This window comes from Proteus penneri (assembly GCF_022369495.1).
GTDB lineage: Bacteria > Pseudomonadota > Gammaproteobacteria > Enterobacterales > Enterobacteriaceae > Proteus > Proteus penneri.
Genome location: NZ_CP059690.1, coordinates 3,934,377 through 3,952,181 on the forward strand (window position 1 = coordinate 3,934,377; position 17,805 = coordinate 3,952,181).

15 protein-coding genes are annotated in these 17,805 nt (G+C 38.4%); 12 read left to right on the forward strand and 3 right to left on the reverse strand.

The window, feature by feature from the left end:
* Positions 1-47: 47 nt before the first annotated feature.
* Entirely contained in the window at positions 48-626 is a 579-nt protein-coding gene (locus H1225_RS17855) for a helix-turn-helix domain-containing protein (protein ID WP_072064510.1), read from the reverse strand.
* Positions 627-1,045: 419 nt separating this feature from the next.
* On the opposite strand from H1225_RS17855, the gene H1225_RS17860 reads away from it, so the two are divergent.
* From H1225_RS17860 to H1225_RS17880, 5 genes are all read left to right on the forward strand, one after another.
* Complete coding sequence (locus tag H1225_RS17860) at positions 1,046-2,233, forward strand: MFS transporter (RefSeq protein ID WP_109847920.1); 1,188 nt, start codon at positions 1,046-1,048, stop codon at positions 2,231-2,233.
* Between the two features lie 743 nt (positions 2,234-2,976).
* The gene (locus tag H1225_RS17865; RefSeq protein WP_072064508.1) at positions 2,977-4,323 is read left to right on the forward strand and encodes an NCS2 family permease; all 1,347 of its coding nucleotides are present in this window, start codon (positions 2,977-2,979) and stop codon (positions 4,321-4,323) included.
* A gap of 127 nt (positions 4,324-4,450) precedes the next feature.
* Positions 4,451-4,954, forward strand: a complete 504-nt coding sequence (locus H1225_RS17870) for a GNAT family N-acetyltransferase (protein WP_006535569.1) — start codon at positions 4,451-4,453, stop codon at positions 4,952-4,954.
* Between the two features lie 398 nt (positions 4,955-5,352).
* Positions 5,353-7,002, forward strand: a complete 1,650-nt coding sequence (locus H1225_RS17875; RefSeq protein WP_072064506.1) for a Na+/H+ antiporter — start codon at positions 5,353-5,355, stop codon at positions 7,000-7,002.
* 2 nt (positions 7,003-7,004) lie between these two features.
* Positions 7,005-7,877 (forward strand): carboxylate/amino acid/amine transporter, encoded by an 873-nt coding sequence (locus H1225_RS17880; RefSeq protein WP_161671004.1) that lies wholly within the window; start codon positions 7,005-7,007, stop codon positions 7,875-7,877.
* Here H1225_RS17880 and metR read toward each other — a convergent pair.
* Positions 7,792-8,745, reverse strand: a complete 954-nt coding sequence (metR, locus tag H1225_RS17885) for an HTH-type transcriptional regulator MetR (protein WP_109847918.1) — start codon at positions 8,743-8,745, stop codon at positions 7,792-7,794. The two genes, H1225_RS17880 and metR, sit on opposite strands and share 86 nt — an antisense overlap.
* A 106-nt stretch (positions 8,746-8,851) precedes the next feature.
* On the opposite strand from metR, the gene metE reads away from it, so the two are divergent.
* Both metE and H1225_RS17895 read left to right on the forward strand, forming a co-directional pair.
* On the forward strand, positions 8,852-11,125 hold the full coding sequence (gene metE, locus H1225_RS17890; protein ID WP_161727366.1) for a 5-methyltetrahydropteroyltriglutamate--homocysteine S-methyltransferase: 2,274 nt from the start codon (positions 8,852-8,854) through the stop codon (positions 11,123-11,125).
* Positions 11,126-11,300: 175 nt separating this feature from the next.
* Positions 11,301-12,128 carry a hypothetical protein gene (locus H1225_RS17895; RefSeq protein WP_006535561.1) on the forward strand — a complete coding sequence of 276 codons (828 nt, stop codon included), beginning with the start codon at positions 11,301-11,303 and terminating at the stop codon, positions 12,126-12,128.
* Positions 12,129-12,209: 81 nt separating this feature from the next.
* Here the strand turns inward: H1225_RS17895 and H1225_RS17900 are convergent, their stop codons facing one another.
* Positions 12,210-12,602, reverse strand: a complete 393-nt coding sequence (locus tag H1225_RS17900) for a YidB family protein (protein WP_161724554.1) — start codon at positions 12,600-12,602, stop codon at positions 12,210-12,212.
* Positions 12,603-13,244: 642 nt separating this feature from the next.
* Here H1225_RS17900 and udp point away from each other — a divergent pair.
* The 5 genes from udp to ubiE all read left to right on the forward strand — a co-directional run bounded on the left by udp (position 13,245) and on the right by ubiE (position 17,805).
* A complete protein-coding gene (gene udp, locus H1225_RS17905; protein ID WP_006535559.1) occupies positions 13,245-14,003 on the forward strand; it encodes a uridine phosphorylase in 759 nt (252 codons plus the stop codon).
* A gap of 147 nt (positions 14,004-14,150) precedes the next feature.
* On the forward strand, positions 14,151-14,933 hold the full coding sequence (locus tag H1225_RS17910; RefSeq protein ID WP_161671006.1) for a tyrosine-protein phosphatase: 783 nt from the start codon (positions 14,151-14,153) through the stop codon (positions 14,931-14,933).
* Positions 14,934-14,992: 59 nt separating this feature from the next.
* Positions 14,993-15,523, forward strand: a complete 531-nt coding sequence (locus tag H1225_RS17915) for a DedA family protein (RefSeq protein ID WP_072064501.1) — start codon at positions 14,993-14,995, stop codon at positions 15,521-15,523.
* A gap of 102 nt (positions 15,524-15,625) precedes the next feature.
* A complete protein-coding gene (rmuC, locus tag H1225_RS17920; protein WP_109847915.1) occupies positions 15,626-16,966 on the forward strand; it encodes a DNA recombination protein RmuC in 1,341 nt (446 codons plus the stop codon).
* 83 nt (positions 16,967-17,049) lie between these two features.
* A complete protein-coding gene (gene ubiE, locus H1225_RS17925; protein ID WP_006535554.1) occupies positions 17,050-17,805 on the forward strand; it encodes a bifunctional demethylmenaquinone methyltransferase/2-methoxy-6-polyprenyl-1,4-benzoquinol methylase UbiE in 756 nt (251 codons plus the stop codon).

Genomic DNA, 17,805 nt, shown 5'->3' on the forward strand with positions numbered 1-17,805 from the left:
CTTATATTATTGGCTCACTCACTAATTGAAAGAGCCAATAATATCGCTTAAGGGCGGTGATGATAATGCTGCTGATTTGGGCTAGACATAATCACAGAGGCACGCAAATGTCCTTCAACACAGATATACGAGTGAGGGACATTACCGTGGAAAGCATAAAAATCGCCAGTTTCTAGTAAGACGGTTTCGTCGTTATCAAAACGCATCATTAATTTACCAGAATAGACCATGATGTGCTCTTGGGTGCCGTCAGCGTGAGCAGGGCTATTGATGATCGCGCCATGCTTCATTTCGATATGCCAAATTTCAGTAATATTGCCGATGCCAATACGAAATTTAAACTCTTGGGCATAATCACCCACGATAGGCTTATGTCGCTCTAAGCGAGGGTATTCTTCACGTGTAAAACTAAATAAATCTCCCAAAGGAAAGCCAAGGGCTATTGCGATAGCCTCTAAGGTATCGATTCTAGGATTAGAATCACCCGATTCTAATTTTGACAATGCAGCCTTGGATATTCCCGATTTTCTTGATAACTCATTAAGTGATAAATTTCGAGATTGTCTTAATTGTTTGACTTTATTACCAAGGTATTCATTCGTTTTTTTAGGAGGTTGTGAGTTCATTGCCAATTCAAAATATCGTTAGTTTAAAAGTGTTATTCTAATTAGATAATAACACTAATTAACCGTATTCGGAAAAATGAGATCCTGTTTCTGCTGTATTTTGTGAATAGTCTTACGATCACTGTTCTAGTTTTAATGATTACGCTAATTTAATGAGTGTGATTTATACCATTGTATTGGCATTAGATATTGTGCTTATCTATCGTTCTTTTTTTAAGCGTTGTAGGATAAATAACGATAAAGTGAGAATATTGTGAAAGGTAAAGATCATCGAGAGTCAAATAGAGATCTTTCTCTAATTAATGTTGCTTTTTAAGCATGTTTATCTATTTCTTATCCCCTATAATATACGACAATATTTTATTTAATCACCTTCCTTTTATTACAGAGGTTTCTGTTATTCGCAGAAACAAAATAACATGTCACATCAAAATTATCGCCAATCTGAAGTTTTTGCGATAACCACTATCACGGTAAGTATTGGCGTTATCGGGATAGTTATCGGATTAACTATTCCTATGGTGGCACTGCGCCTTAATTTAGTGGGTATTAATGAATCTATTATTGGGCTTATTTCCGCAGCACCCGCTATTGGAATGTTAATTATTTCCCCCTTTGCTCGGCGTATTGTGCAATGGATCGGTAAACGCTTTGCTATGCTATTAGCGACCATTATTTCTGCAATAAGTTTATTACCCTTAATGGGAAGTTTGCCTTTAGAGTTGCTATTTCCTTTACGATTAATCACGGGTATTGCCAGTGGTGTGATGATTTGTTTAGGAGAAACGTGGATTAATGAGCTTTCACCAGATAATAAACGTGGGCGGATTTTAGCGGTATATACCACGGTATTTACGATTAGCCAGTTATTAGGGCCTTCAATTATTGCGCTTTATGGCGTTGCAGATAAGACACCGATTTTAATTAGTGTCTTTATTCATATTATCTCTATTGTCCTGTTTTTAATGATGGATCAAAAAACAGGTGATAAATTACCAAAAGATACACAAGAGCCTAATTTTTCTATTATCCGCTTTGTTAAAGTTGCACCAGCAATCTGTGGTGGCATTGTTTTCTTTGCTTTTTTTGATGGCACAGTGCTTTCTATGTTTCCTATTTATGGCTTAAGTGTAGGGCATACTGAAGCTATTGCGGCAATGATGATAAGCGCGATTTTAGCGGGTGATGCAATTATGCAAATGCCATTTGGCTGGCTTGCCGATCATATGAATAGAACGCGGTTATATCGAGTTTGTGGTGTCGTGACTTTACTTGCAAGCTTATTATTACCTATCACGATGTCTCATACATTTTTGATTTGGCCTTTATTACTGGTATTGGGTGCAACAGCGGGTGCGATATACACCATTGCGTTGGTACAAATTGGACAATATTTCTCAGGCAATGATCTGATGGTCGCAAATGCATCCGCTGCGATGTTATGGGGGATTGGTAATTTATCAGGGCCTTTGCTGGCTGGCGCGATGTCAGAAATTTCTTCATCTTCACTACCATTCTTATTGGTTGCTATGACAGGTTTATTCTTAGTATCAACGATGGAACGTTGGAATCTCGGTGTTAAAACACTCAATAATAGCCCATCTTAATATGATTTTTTCTCTATCGTATTCTATTTAGCGATAGAATGACGATAGAGGAAGCCTTTCTTTTCTCGATTTCTAAATATTAAGATCTTATCTTCTTGTTTTCTATAAATGGTTATAATTATCTTTCGTAATTGAACTTATTTTAAAATTTATTAAGAATAATCTAGAAATGCTTATACAAAACAGAAAACTGTTTGCTAAAACGGCATCTATTCATCTAACGTTAGAAGTAGAAGATAAACTTATCTTCAGATAAAAATAATGAATACTGCATATCATTAATTGCCACACATTGGGAACGGAAGGTATTATTTATCTAAGTAACTTATTAAAGTTACTAATAATAGATAGATATACCTAATTATTGTGATAGATAATATAAATTAAATAAAAACAATTAACTAAGATGTTTTCCACTGTGAGATAAGTATGACATTGGATAATTGTACAAAAGTAGAATAATGAGGAAAGTAGGCAGCTGCTTTCCTCTTTTTCTGTTTTTCTAACTTTAAACTATCTTTTTATGACATTTTTATTAAAAATGTATTTTTTCACTTGATTCTTACCCTAATATCACCAGATAATCGTTTGCGTCAAATTCTCTCACTCAGTCCACACAAAAAACCAAACGTTTGCTTTTTGACTCCCTCTTAAGATTTTTATCGGTAAGAGGTTATTTTAATTGATACGTAATCGTTTCCGTTTTTTTGGAGAGTGAACCGTTTTTATGTCAGAGGAATGTAATGTCTGCTAATCAATCAGCAAGCACAGGTAAACTGGATAGCTATTTTAAACTTACAGCTCGTGGTACTACTGTTCGCAAAGAAATGATCGCCGGTTTGACGACATTTCTGGCTATGGTGTATTCCGTGATTGTTGTTCCTAGTATGTTAGGACAAGCTGGTTTTCCACATACAGCGGTTTTTATTGCAACCTGTTTAGTCGCGGGATTGGGCTCTCTTCTCATGGGATTGTGGGCAAATCTTCCTATGGCGATTGGTTGTGCTATTTCATTAACAGCATTTACCGCTTTTAGCTTGGTTTTGGGACAAAACATCTCTGTGCCTGTTGCATTAGGCGCCGTATTCTTAATGGGGTGTTTATTCACTGTATTCTCATTAACTGGCATTCGTACTTGGATCTTAAAAAATATTCCGACAGGTATTGCTCATGGCGCAGGAATAGGGATAGGTTTATTTTTACTTTTAATTGCCGCCAATAGTGTTGGGCTTGTCGTTAAAAACCCCTTTGATGGTTTGCCTGTGGCAATGGGTAAATTCACTTCATTTTCTGTTCTGATGTCACTTGCAGGATTAGCCGCTATTTTCGGATTAGAAAAACGCAAAGTTCCAGGTGGCGTATTATTAGTGATTGTTGCCATTTCGATTATTGGGCTGATTTTCGATCCTAATGTGAAATACCAAGGTGTTTTTAAAATGCCTCAATTGGGTGAAGATGGGCTTTCTTTATTATTCGCAATGGATATTAAAGGAGCATTACAACCTTTAGTTTTACCTAGCGTATTAGCATTAGTAATGACCGCTATTTTTGATGCAACCGGGACTATTCGTGCTGTTGCAGGTCAAGCAAACTTATTAGATAAACGCGGGCAAATTATTAATGGCGGAAAAGCGCTGACTTCTGACTCTGTTAGTAGCATTTTTGCGGGCGTTATTGGCGCCGCACCAGCTGCGGTTTATGTTGAATCTGCTGCAGGAACAGCCGCTGGTGGTAAAACTGGATTAACCGCAACAGTGGTGGGCATTTTATTTTTATTGATCCTTTTCTTATCGCCTCTCTCTTATTTAGTTCCCGCTTATGCAACGGCACCAGCATTAATGTATGTGGGTTTATTGATGCTAGGTAACGTCACTAAGTTAGATTTTAGTGATTTTGTTGATGCAATGTCAGGCATGGTGTGCGCTGTATTTATTGTTTTAACGTGTAATATTGTCACCGGTATTATGTTAGGTTTCGGCTGTTTGGTTATTGGTCGTGTCTTTGCAGGTGAATGGCGTAAACTCAATATTGGTACTGTATTAATTACTATTGCTTTAGTGGCATTTTATGCGGGTGAGTGGGCAATTTAATTTAAATAATCGGTTTTAAAGACAAAAGGCGGAATATATTTTTATTCCGCCTTTTTGCTATTTATTTATCTACTTTTATTCGCTATTGTCGAAATAAAGTCTAGTTGTTAAATTTTTGGTAGAATATATGCAAGAAATAAAAATACGCCATGGTGAGCCAGACGACGCAGCCGCAATTCAACAGTTATATACTCATCCTGATTTATATATTTGTACTTGCCAATTTCCTTACCCTTCGGTCACGATGTGGAAAAAAAGATTACTTGAATTTTCAGAACAAAATATTCCTCATTTTGTTGCAACTATTGATGATCAAGTCGCGGGGCATTTAGCACTGATAATCGATAATCATCCTCGTCGTCGCCACATTGTCAGTTTTGGTATCGGTGTTGGCGCTGAATACTCAGGAAAAGGTGTTGGTAAATTACTTATTAAGACAGCAATTGATTATGCTTTCAACTGGTTAGCAGCCACACGATTAGAATTAGAAGTGTATTCAGACAACGAAAGAGGTTTGCATCTGTATAAGAAACTAGGTTTTGAAGTTGAAGGTGTACGCCGTAAAGCTGCTTTTAAAGAAGGTAAATATTGTGATGTTGTCATGATGTCGATGTTAAGAACAATTGAATAATCATTAGCATTACGCGTTAGCTCTCAAATTTAATCGTAATTGTTATTTATCTATGATTTTTTATTTAATAACTTAACGTTTTACGTTTTTATACGGTCTATTACATTGCTTAGACTGAAAAAGAGAAATAAAAACGTATGCTTTCTAGAATTAATGCCGTTAATAAATAGAGAACAATAAATTGTGTACAATGTGCGGTGTTAGCTACGATTAATCTTAATTTTTAAATATTCTCACAGAGTCTATGTGGGATCTGTTTAAAATAAGCATAGATACATTGATAAAGAAAAGTACGATGCGCGAATTTTACATAATATGTTTCTTTATCGTTCGGTAGGTTTCCCTTTTATAAGGGGAAATGGCTGGTTTCAGGATAAAAATAGGCATGTAAGGGTAACATGGAAATTTTCTTTACTATTTTGATTTTAATACTGGTGGTTTCAGTTTCGGGAGTTATCACAAAATTAATTCCCTTTCGTGTTCCGTTACCATTAATACAGATTGTGATAGGGGCTTTATTGGCATGGCCTCAGTTTGGTTTACATGTCACTTTTGATCCTGAATTATTCCTCGTTCTATTGATCCCACCTTTACTTTTTGTTGATGGTTGGAAAACACCGACACGAGAGTTTATTCAAAATGGGCGTGAGATTTTTATTCTAGTGCTTGTTTTAGTTATGGTGACCGTTGTGGGTATCGGTTATCTGATTTATTGGATGATGCCAAGTATCCCTCTTATTTCGGCATTTGCGTTGGCGGCAGTACTTTCGCCAACGGATGCGGTCGCACTCTCTTCCATCGTTGGTAAAGGGCGAATACCTAAGCGAATAATGGGCATATTAGAAGGCGAAGCACTAATGAATGATGCTTCGGGTCTGGTCGCCTTGAAATTTGCGGTTGCTGTGGCAATGGGCACGATGGTATTTACTGTGGGTGGTGCAACCCTTGAATTTTTCAAAGTCGCCATAGGCGGATTATTAGCAGGTATTGGTGTCACCTTAATTTACAGTAAATCTTTACGATTGATGAGCCGTTGGAGCGGAGACGACCCCGCTACACAAATCGTTTTTATGTTGTTGCTACCTTTTGCCTCTTACCTTATTGCAGAACATATTGGTTTTTCTGGTATTTTAGCGGCTGTTGCCGCCGGTATGACTATCAGTAAATCTGGCGTTATCAGGAATGCGCCTCTTGCGATGCGCTTACGTGCTGATAGCGTATGGTCAATGCTTGAATTTGTCTTTAACGGCCTTGTTTTTATCATGCTGGGCTTACAGCTTCCTATTATTTGGACTAGCTCTGTTATTCAAGCAGATCTTGACCCAGAAGTTGAAGTCTGGATGCTGTTTGCGGCAGTTTTCGTTATCTACTTTGCACTGCTGCTCCTGCGATTTACGTGGTTATGGTTAATGAAGAAAACTAGCCGGATCTTTATGAAAAAGCATCCGCTTGATTTCGCTAATTATACAACGCGTGAGTTGTGGTTATCGTCATTTGCGGGTGTTCGTGGTGCCATTACGCTTGCAGGTGCGCTTTCTATTCCACTCTTTTTAACTGATGGCAGCACTTTCCCGGGACGTTATCAAATTATCTTTATTGCTGCTGGTGTTATTTTACTGTCGATTTTAGTGGGTATCATTTCACTTCCTTTCTTATTAAAAGGCGTGAAGACAACTGATAAAGAAGCAGATAAAAATGAAGTTCGCTATGCACGGAAAGTGATGGCAGAAGTGGCAATTGTCAGTCTGAATAAAATGGAAGAGCGCTTAGCTGCAAGTACTGAAGAGCAGTTGGATGCGGAAGAAATCAATGAAGTTGCTTCTCGTGTTACAGGATATTTACGACGTCGTACTGCGGATCAAGATGAGATGCTCCATAACGCGTTAGAGGAAGATCTCGAAAGACGTTTTCGTTTAACGGCATTACGTGCGGAGCGTGGTGAACTTTACCATTTAAGAGCAACGCGAAAAATTAGTAATGAAACACTCCAATTATTGCTACATGAGTTGGATTTAATGGAAGCGTTGTTAGTAGAGAAAGATAGTTAATTATGTGGTTGCTCATTATTACAACACTGTTATGGGCAGCCTCTTTTAGCCTGATCGGCGAGTATCTCGCGGGTCAGGTTGATAGTTGGCTCTCTGTTCTTATCCGCGTTTCTTTGGCTGCTTTGGTCTTCTTGCCTTTCTTACGTTGGAAGGGAATTCGTTTTAAGGTGATTTTGCTTTATATGAGTGTGGGAGCCTGCCAACTCGGCATTATGTATCTGTTTGTCTTCCATGCTTATAACTATTTGACCGTCGCAGAATTTTTACTGTTTACTGTATTAACACCGCTTTATGTTACGTTAATTTATGATTTATTAGAGCGTCAGAAATTACGTTGGGGTTATGCATTTAGCTCATTATTAGCAGTATTAGGTGCGGCAATAATTCGCTATGATCATTTAAGTGATGATTTTTGGTATGGATTGTTATTAGTGCAACTTGCTAATATTTTCTTTGCTATTGGTCAAGTGGGTTATAAACGATTAATGGAAGTACATCCAATTCCACAACATCATGCGTTTTCTTGGTTTTATCTTGGTGCTGTTGTTGTTTCATTGGTTGGTGCATTGTGTTTTGCCGATTGGCAGAAAATGCCAACAACATCACTACAATGGGGTGTTTTACTCTGGTTAGGAATTGGCGCTTCTGGAATAGGGTATTTCATGTGGAACTATGGTGCCACACAAGTTGATGCTGGAACCTTAGCTATTATGAATAACATGATGGTTCCAGCAGGATTATTAGTGAATTTTTCTATTTGGCAGCAACATCCAAATTGGCCAAGTTTCATCATAGGCGCGAGCCTGATTGTTGCATCACTTTGGATCCATCGACGCTGGATACGCCGACCTGTTTTACAAAAGGAAGATTATTAACGGCATGCTGGCCTGATAAGCGAATAAACTCTCTAATTGCCGGTTGATGTTGCTCTCCAAGACGGTTAGCAGCATATAATCGGCTCCATAATCCCTCGCCTAATGTTTTTGTCACTACTAATCCTTGTTTTTCAAAATTCTCAACAGCCCAATGAGGTAATGCAGCAATTCCCATACCGGCTGCAACCATTTGAATTAACAACAGCGTATTATCGACATGTTTAAAATGTGGTGTGATCCCCGCAGGTTGTAAAAAATGGCGCCATACATCAAAACGTTCTCTTTGCACAGGATAAATAAATAAGGTTTCTGCAATTAAATCTTGTGGTTGAATATGTAAGCGGTTAGCAAGAGGGTGATCGGGCGATAAAACTAATTTCACTTCATAGTCAAATAGCGGCGTGTAGTGTAAACGTGCATCATCTAAAATATCAGAAGTTAGCACGACATCTAATTCACGTTGTAGTAATGCAGGTTGTGGATCAAACGTAACCCCCGAATGGAAATCGACATTGACTTCAGGCCATGTCTGGCGATATTGCTGTAATGCGGGTGTTAACCATTGAATACAACTGTGGCATTCAATCGCAATATTCAAACTCACACTCCCAGGTTCATTACATGTATCGAGTGCTCTACGAACGATAGGCAATACTTCTTCGGCTAATTTAACCAACACATCTCCTTGAGGCGTGAAACGCAGTGGTTGGCTTTTACGCACAAAAATTCGATAACCAAGACGATGCTCTAATTCACTGAATTGATGCGAAAGGGCAGATTGTGTTTGATGCAATTGATTTGCTGCATTGGCAAGAGAGCCTGTGTGCTTTAGTGCCAATATCGTTTTTAAGTGTTTTATTTCTATCATGAGAAACCTTCAAGTTGTTGATGAAAAATTTGCGCTTGTGATTTATACACTACCTGTAGATTATGGATGTGTAAACATCTAGACGGCTAAAAATAGGATTTTAATTATGACAATTCGCAATCACACACTGGGTTTCCCTCGTATTGGCTTAGATAGAGAGCTAAAAAAAGCACAAGAAAATTATTGGGCAGGCAAGATTTCACAAGAAGAACTTATCGCTGTTGGTAAAGAACTTCGTGCTCGTCACTGGCAACAACAAGCAGATGCGGGTGTTGAATTATTACCTGTTGGTGATTTTGCTTGGTATGACCAAGTATTAGGAACAAGTCTATTGTTAGGCAACGTGCCACCTCGTCATCGTAATGAAGATGGCTCACTTGATCTTGATACCCTATTTAGAGTCGCTCGTGGTAGAGCGCCAACAGGTAAACCTGTTGCGGCATCTGAAATGACGAAATGGTTTAATACTAACTATCACTATATCGTGCCTGAATTTCAGCAAGGCCAGTCATTTACCTTTGCATGGAAAGAGCTACTAGAAGAAGTCGATGAAGCATTAGCTCTTGGTCATAAAATAAAACCCGTTTTACTCGGCCCAGTGACTTACTTGTGGCTAGGTAAAGTAAAAGGCCCTGAATTTGATAGATTAACGCTATTGAAAGATATTTTACCTATCTATCAACAAGTTATTTCTGCATTAAAAGAGAAAGGTATTGAGTGGGTGCAAATTGATGAGCCGGTTTTAGTACTGGATTTACCTGTTGAATGGCAAAATGCGTATCAAACAGCTTATCAAACATTAACGGGGCAAGTTAAATTACTGCTGACGACCTATTTTGATGGTATTTCTCATCATCTTGATATTATTAAAAACTTACCTGTTAATGGGCTTCATGTTGATATTTCAGCAGGGCAAGATGATTTGCAGCGCTTACATCAAGTATTACCTAAAGATTGGGTGCTATCATTAGGTGCCATTAATGGTCGAAATGTTTGGAAAGCCGATTTAAGTGCACGTTATCAGCAAGTGATTGCGCTCAAAGGTAAACGTCCTTTGTGGATCGGAACATCCTGTTCATTACTGCATAGCCCAATTGATTTAAATGTAGAAACGAAACTTGATGATGAAGTAAAAAGCTGGTTTGCTTTTGCTGTTCAGAAATGTGAAGAAGTCGCTTTGTTGGCTAAGGCACTAAATGCGCCCGAAGGCGAGTATGATGATCAATTGGCACAGTACAGTGCACCAATTCGTCAACGTCAGCACTCAACCCGTGTACATAATGCAAAAGTTGAAGCTCGTTTACAGGCAATTGAAGCGCAAGACAGTGAAAGAAATTCACCTTATACCCAACGCGCAGAAATACAACGTGCACGGTTTAATTTGCCATTATGGCCAACCACCACAATTGGCTCATTCCCACAAACAACAGAAATTCGTACTGTGCGCCTTGATTTTAAGAAAGGGCGTATCGATACGGCTGCTTATCGCACAAATATCAGTGAGCATATTAAGCAAGCGATAACGGAGCAAGAAAACCTAGGCCTCGACGTATTAGTTCATGGTGAAGCTGAACGTAACGACATGGTAGAGTATTTTGGTGAGCATTTTGATGGTTATGTGTTTACGCAAAATGGCTGGGTACAAAGCTATGGTTCACGTTGTGTAAAACCACCAGTGATTATCGGTGATATTAGTCGCCCAGCCCCTATTACCGTGGATTGGGCAACTTACGCACAATCATTAACTGAAAAGCCAGTCAAAGGCATGTTAACAGGCCCTGTGACAATTTTATGTTGGTCGTTCCCTCGTGAGGATGTGACGCGTGAAACCATTGCAAAACAGATCGCGTTAGCACTGCGTGATGAAGTGGATGATTTACAAAAAGCGGGTATTGGTATTATTCAAATTGATGAGCCAGCATTACGTGAAGGATTACCGTTACGTCGTAATGAGTGGCAGGCTTATCTTGACTGGGCAGTCGATGCTTTTAAATTAAGTGCCGCTGTTGCTGATGATGAAACACAAATCCACACGCATATGTGTTATTGCGAGTTTAACGACATCATGGGATCTATCGCGGCCTTGGATGCAGATGTGATTACTATTGAGACATCACGTTCAGATATGGAGCTTTTAGAAGCCTTTGAACACTTTGATTACCCAAATGAAATTGGGCCAGGTGTTTATGATATTCACTCGCCTAACGTGCCAAATGTAGAGTGGATTGTGGGATTATTAAGAAAAGCGCAATCACGTATTCCTGCAGAGCGTTTATGGGTAAATCCAGATTGTGGATTAAAAACACGAGGCTGGCCTGAAACACGTGCAGCATTAGCAAATATGGTTGAAGCTGCTAAATATTTACGTCAGAACGCATAATAAAATAATTACTTGTTAGCCTGCTATTTTTGAATGGTTACGTTGATAAAAAGTCACTCTATCCAAATAGCAGGCTAATTTTATATAAATAAAAAAGAGTATTAATTAAAACTAGGAGCAAATCTTATTATTGATATTCTAGAGAGTTGTTATACTGCAAAAATTCTCTAATTTTATGGATATAATTATTGTGCAAACGAGCATTCAACTTTCGGATAAAATATTAGATGCTTTTCCAACTCGACCTTTGAAATTAGTTCCACTAAGAGGCGATGGTGGACTATTCCGTACCTTATTTTTAGTGATTGTGATGTTAGCATTGACTGTATTTAGTGCTTATCAAATTCCTAATATTGTTTATGATTACCAAATTAGTAAAAATCCCGTATTTATTAATGCTGATGTTGATGGCTCTTGTCGTTCAAAACTATTTATTTTAACTAATTGTAGTGTTGATTTACGGTATGAAGGTAACGAGGTTTCACGTAATTTTACTTTTCTTGATTTTGGCAATAAAGATATATTGGTTGAACCCGTTGCGGATGAAAACGATCTGACTAAAATGACCGTTGATGTGGCGATAGATAATATTTGGCTTCGTTTAATTAGCACGATTATTTTTGTCGGATTATTTGGTTTTTGCGTGATATTTTTTATTTATCGTCAAATACTGACAAGTAAAGTGAGAAAAGCATTATTATCAGTGGGCACTCAGCCTTTAAAATTAATCGCTGTTCCTGCGAAAGTGGTTGTAAGTAATAAGCAATTTATTGCCACTTATCATCTTAATTTAGAGGGTAAAGATATTCGTATTACTTATTCAGGGAATAAGAAAACACCGCCTATTGTGATTGAGCAAAATGGAAACACCTACGTATTAGCCGTTTATTCACCACAACAGAATATCCCTTATGCTTTGGATGTGCCTTTAGAACGTATTCAAGCAACGCCAGAAGAGAAGCAACGTTTTCATGAAGCGTTGATTGAAGAGGGTTTGCTGTAATCAATTTTGATGATTAAAAATATGATGCGTTCTCTCTTATGGGGGCTTGTAAGGGAAAACGCATTAAAATAGCGTATTTATTTAGCCACCGAAAATTTTCGCTTTCAAAATATCCATCCCCGCACTGACTAAATCTAAGTTTTTAGGCACAACGCCATCTGGTGTGACTTTATCAATTAATTTAGGTAGGTATTGTGCCGCCATTTCAGAGGCTTCAGTTGCACTTAAATTAATTTTTGACGCAAGTTCATTAATAACAGGTGATGAAAAAACCGCTACGATTTGTTCAGCACTGATAGGTAAATTTGTATTTGTACTTATCCAAGATTGAATAAGCTCACTTAAACCTGCTGTATCAAATTGCTTTATTAAGCCTTCAATGCCACCTTGAGACTCAACCCAGTCGAGGACAGTTTTATATTGATTGATTTTTTCGCCACCCAATAGGCTTGCAATTTGGTTAAATAAGCTCATGTTTACTCCAGTGACAGGTGTGTGTCACATTAAGATGTTTGTTTTAAGGGCGGGTAGTGTACGCGCTATACTCGTTATACTTCAAGTTGTAGCGTTGTTGACTACATTCATTCGCAGTAGTCACATACTTATGTATGCTCCTAGCTACTCGTCATACTTCAAGTTGTAGCGTTGTTGACTGTACTCATTCGCAGTAGTCACATACTTATGTATGCTCCTAGCTACTCGTCATACTTCAAGTTGTAGCGTTGTTGACTGCACTCATTCGCACTAGTCACATACTATTGTATGTTCCTAGCGACTCATTCATTTGTCGCCTAGCTACACCTTGAATTATTTAGAGTAGATGTTCGCGAGGATATTTATTTGTATTGAGTATATGTGCCTTAAGGTATTTACCTCGTCTATACTGATGAGATGAATGTTTGTTTTAGTTAATGATTGAAGTCAGCGAATATTGATAATGTATTTACTGAGAATGTATTTTTAATGCTATTTTTCGTGATTGTATTCACATTTTTATGAAATTGTTACTTTATCTGGTGCTTTATAAGTGATTTTTGTCACTAAAAAGGTCTGTAAAACTGATACAGTAGCTTTTAATTTAATGAAGATTGGTTTTGTCCCATTGAGGAGTCCGATATGTCTGATGTATTTCACTTAGGTTTAACCAAAAATGACCTACAGGGTGCCACTTTAGCAATTGTTCCCGGTGATCCGAAGCGTGTTGAAAAAATTGCAAAATTAATGGATAACCCAGTTCATCTGGCTTCTTTACGTGAATACACGTCGTGGCGTGGCGAAATTGATGGCAAAGCTGTTATTGTCTGCTCAACAGGTATCGGTGGTCCATCTACCTCTATCGCCGTTGAAGAATTAGCACAGCTAGGTATCCGCACTTTCTTGCGTATTGGTACAACTGGTGCAATTCAAGAACATATCAATGTCGGTGATATTCTTGTGACGACTGCTGCAGTTCGTTTAGATGGTGCAAGCTTGCATTTCGCACCAATGGAATTCCCTGCTGTTTCTGATTTTGAATGTATGAACGCACTGTATAAAGCGGCTAAAGACAATGGCTCAACTGTTCACGTAGGTGTTACTGCATCTTCAGATACATTCTATCCAGGACAAGAACGTTACGACACCTATACAGGTCGCGTTGTTCGCCGTTTCAAAGGCTCTATGAAAGAGTGGCAAGAAATGGGCGTAATGAACTATGAAATGGAATCTGCAACATTACTAACAATGTGTGCAAGCCAAGGTTTACGTGCAGGTATGGTTGCGGGTGTTATCGTAAACCGTACTCAACAAGAAATTCCAGATGCGGAATTACTGAAGAAAACTGAAAATAATGCGCTAGGTATCGTTATCGAAGCCGCTCGTGCTTTAATGAAATAAGTTTTTTTAATCAAATATAAAAGCCCTTAATACTCTGGTGTTAAGGGCTTTTTTTGTATGGTAATTCATCACGTTAATGTATTAACAGACACTGATTTCTGTTAAGGTCTTTGGGGTCTTAACAATACAACAATGAGAAGAGGCATTATGACTGATATCTTACAAACACATCCTTCGGTGTTGCCTTTAGTCGGCGGAATTAACTTTCGTGATTTAGGCGGTAAAAAATTGAGTAACGGTGGTGTTATTAAACCCGGAATGCTCTTTCGCTCTGGCTCACTGGATAGATTAACCAATACTGACCAATCTCTGCTCATTGACAAAAATCTTTTTCAAATCATTGATTATCGTGATAGTGGGGAAATCGTTGATAAACCAGACCGTGTCTGGGAAGGCGCGCAATATTATCATGCTCCTGCAAACCCATTATCCAAAGAAGTTTCTGCAAACCTTGAAAAGTTGACACCTGAAATACTTGAGCAATTTGATGCTAAAGCCTTTATGTTTCAGCTATATAAATTATTACCTATTAATAATCCTGCCTACAAACAATTAGCTATGTTATTAAAGCAGCCTGAAAAAGGGGGGGTTGTGCAACACTGTGCGGTAGGCAAAGACAGAACAGGTGTTGGCTCTGCTTTAGTGTTATTTGCTCTTGGTGCATCTTTAGATGTGGTGATGGAAGATTACTTGCTTACTAATGAAACATTAGCGCCTTATCGTGCTTATCTTTTAGAAGAACATGCCAAAACAATGAGTGATAACATTGTTGATAAATTTGCCTATGTTTACTCAGTACAAGAAGAGTTTCTGCAAACAGCATTGGCCAGTATTAATCAGCATTATGGTAATGTTGATACTTGGCTAGAAAAAGATATCGGTTTAGATGCTGCTAGCCGAGATGCCCTACAAAATTATTTTCTCGAATAATAAAGTGATTTATATTCGGTTAATATTATTTAGGTTAACCGAATATAAGGTCGTCTATTTTGACAGTACAAGACATTATTCATACCATCACTCTTTTTGTAAAAGAGCACGAAGTTTGGGCTATTCCAATCGTGTTTTTCCTTGCTTTTGGTGAGTCACTCGCGTTTATCTCTTTGCTTATTCCTGCCACAGTGATTTTATTGGGATTAGGCGCCTTAATTGGTGAGAGTGGTCTGTTTTTCTGGCCGATTTGGCTAGCTGCTGCGTTAGGGGCTTTCTTTGGTGATTGGGTATCGTACTGGGTAGGGTTTCACTATAAAGAGGGGGTAAGAAATTTGTGGCCAATTTCACGTTCACCACAAACATTGGTTAGAGGTCATCAATTCTTTAATCGATGGGGGATTTGGGGGGTGTTTATTGGACGATTTTTTGGACCTTTTCGTGCAATTGTCCCGTTAGTTGCCGGTATTTGTGCGATGCCACAACGTTATTTTCAAATAGCTAATTTAACATCAGCCATGATTTGGGCTTTTGGTATTTTGGCACCCGGTGCTTTTGGTTTGCAATGGCTTGCGAAATGGATCGGATAACTGCGTCCTTTATCGCAAATCAAGTCATGATATAAATTGTTGCTAGACAATATTATCTATGCGTTTTAACGTAGCCCGCTGGAAAGTAAAAAGGTCACTTTAGTGGATATTCAGTTGTTATATGGGATCATTGGTTTATTAGGTGGGGTACTTGTTGGGGGGGCGCTGGTTTGGTGGTCTATCCAACAACGTTTATCCGATAAAGAAACCATGCTACGTGAAAATCATACACAGCTTGCTATCGCCCAAGAAAAGGCGATGATTATCCCCTCTTTACAACAACATATAGAACAGCTAGAGCAAGAATTACGCGCTCAGAGAGAAATTATTACTTCTCAAGAAGCTGAATTAAGAGAAGTGACAACTCGTTGGGAAGAAAGCCGAATATCCGCAGAGGAAAAACAGCGATTATTAATTAATAGTGAACAACGGCTTGCTACACAGTTTGAGAACTTAGCTAATCGTATTTTCGAACAGAGTGGGCGTAAAGCTGAAGAGTTAAATCGCCAAGGATTAACACATTTACTTTCACCATTTCGTGAACAACTCGAAAGCTTTCGACGACAAGTTCAAGATGGTTTTGGGCAAGAAGCGAGAGAGCGACATACTTTGGTTCATGAAATTCGCCAGCTTCAACAATTAAATGTCAAAATGGCACAAGAAGCGGTGAACCTAACAAATGCCTTAAAAGGGGACAATAAAGTCCAAGGTAATTGGGGTGAAACGGTATTAGCGCGTATATTAGAGTCTTCGGGATTACGTGAAGGTCATGAGTTTGAAACGCAGGTGAGTATTCGCCATGAAAATGGCGGTCGCTATCAACCTGACGTTATTGTGCACTTACCTCATGGCAGAGATGTCATTATCGACGCTAAAATGTCGCTGGTGGCATATGAAAAGTATTTTAGTAGTGATAACGATAGTGAACGTAAACAAGCGCTTTATGCGCATGTGAACTCAATTAAAGCGCATATTAAAGGATTGAGTGTAAAAGATTATCATAAACTACCGGGTGTAACGTCTTTAGACTATGTTTTAATGTTTATACCCATAGAGCCAGCTTATCTTGTTGCAATTGGTCATTCTCCTGACTTGTTAGAAGAAGCATTGAAAAACAATATTATGTTAGTTGGGCCATCTACTTTACTTGTTGCTTTGCGTACAATAGCTGCATTGTGGCGATATGAATATCAAAGTCAAAATGCGCAAGAAATTGCAGACAGAGCGGCTAAAATGTATGACAAATTAAGACTTTTCGTTGATGATATGCAAGGGCTAGGAAACAGTATTCAAAAAGCGCAGTCTGGCTATCTATTAGCGATGAAAAAACTCTCTGAAGGTCGTGGAAATCTTATCAGTCAAGCGGAAGGCTTTAAATCCTTAGGGGTTGAGATAAAAAAAACGATTGATAATGATCTCATTGAAAAATCAGCATCTGATTGATTTGATAAAATAAAGAGATAAAGACTTCTGAAAACGACCAGTACTAAATTTACTAAATTTTGATTAATTAGCGGGCAAATAATATGACTCAACAAACGAAGGAAACAACAGATTTTGGTTTCCAAACCGTTGACAAAGATGATAAACAAACCATGGTTGCAAGGGTTTTTCACTCTGTCGCGTCTAAATATGATTTAATGAATGACTTGATGTCATTTGGTGTTCACCGGATTTGGAAACGTTATACCATTGAAGCTAGTGGTGTAAGACGTAACCAACGCGTTCTTGATCTTGCGGGCGGTACTGGTGATTTAACGGCTAAATTCTCTCGTCTTGTGGGTGAAAATGGGGAAGTGGTTTTAGCTGATATTAATGACTCAATGTTGAAAATGGGACGTGAGAAGCTACGCGATCACGGTATTGTGGGTAATGTTAACTACGTACAAGCGAATGCTGAAGAATTACCTTTCCCTGACAACCATTTTGATTGTATCACTATCTCCTTTGGCTTACGTAATGTGACCGATAAAGCAAAAGCTTTACGTTCAATGTTTCGTGTATTAAAGCCAGGTGGACGCCTGCTGGTGCTGGAGTTTTCTAAACCTGTACTTGAACCTTTAAGCAAGATTTATGACGCTTACTCTTTCCATATCCTACCCAAAATTGGTCAAGTGATTGTAAATGATGCTGAAAGTTACCGTTATTTAACTGAATCAATTCGCATGCATCCAGACCAAGAAACATTAAAAGGTATGATGGAAGAAGCGGGATTTGATCAAGTTACCTATACCAATATGACTGGAGGTATAGTTGCATTACACAAAGGATTTAAATTCTGA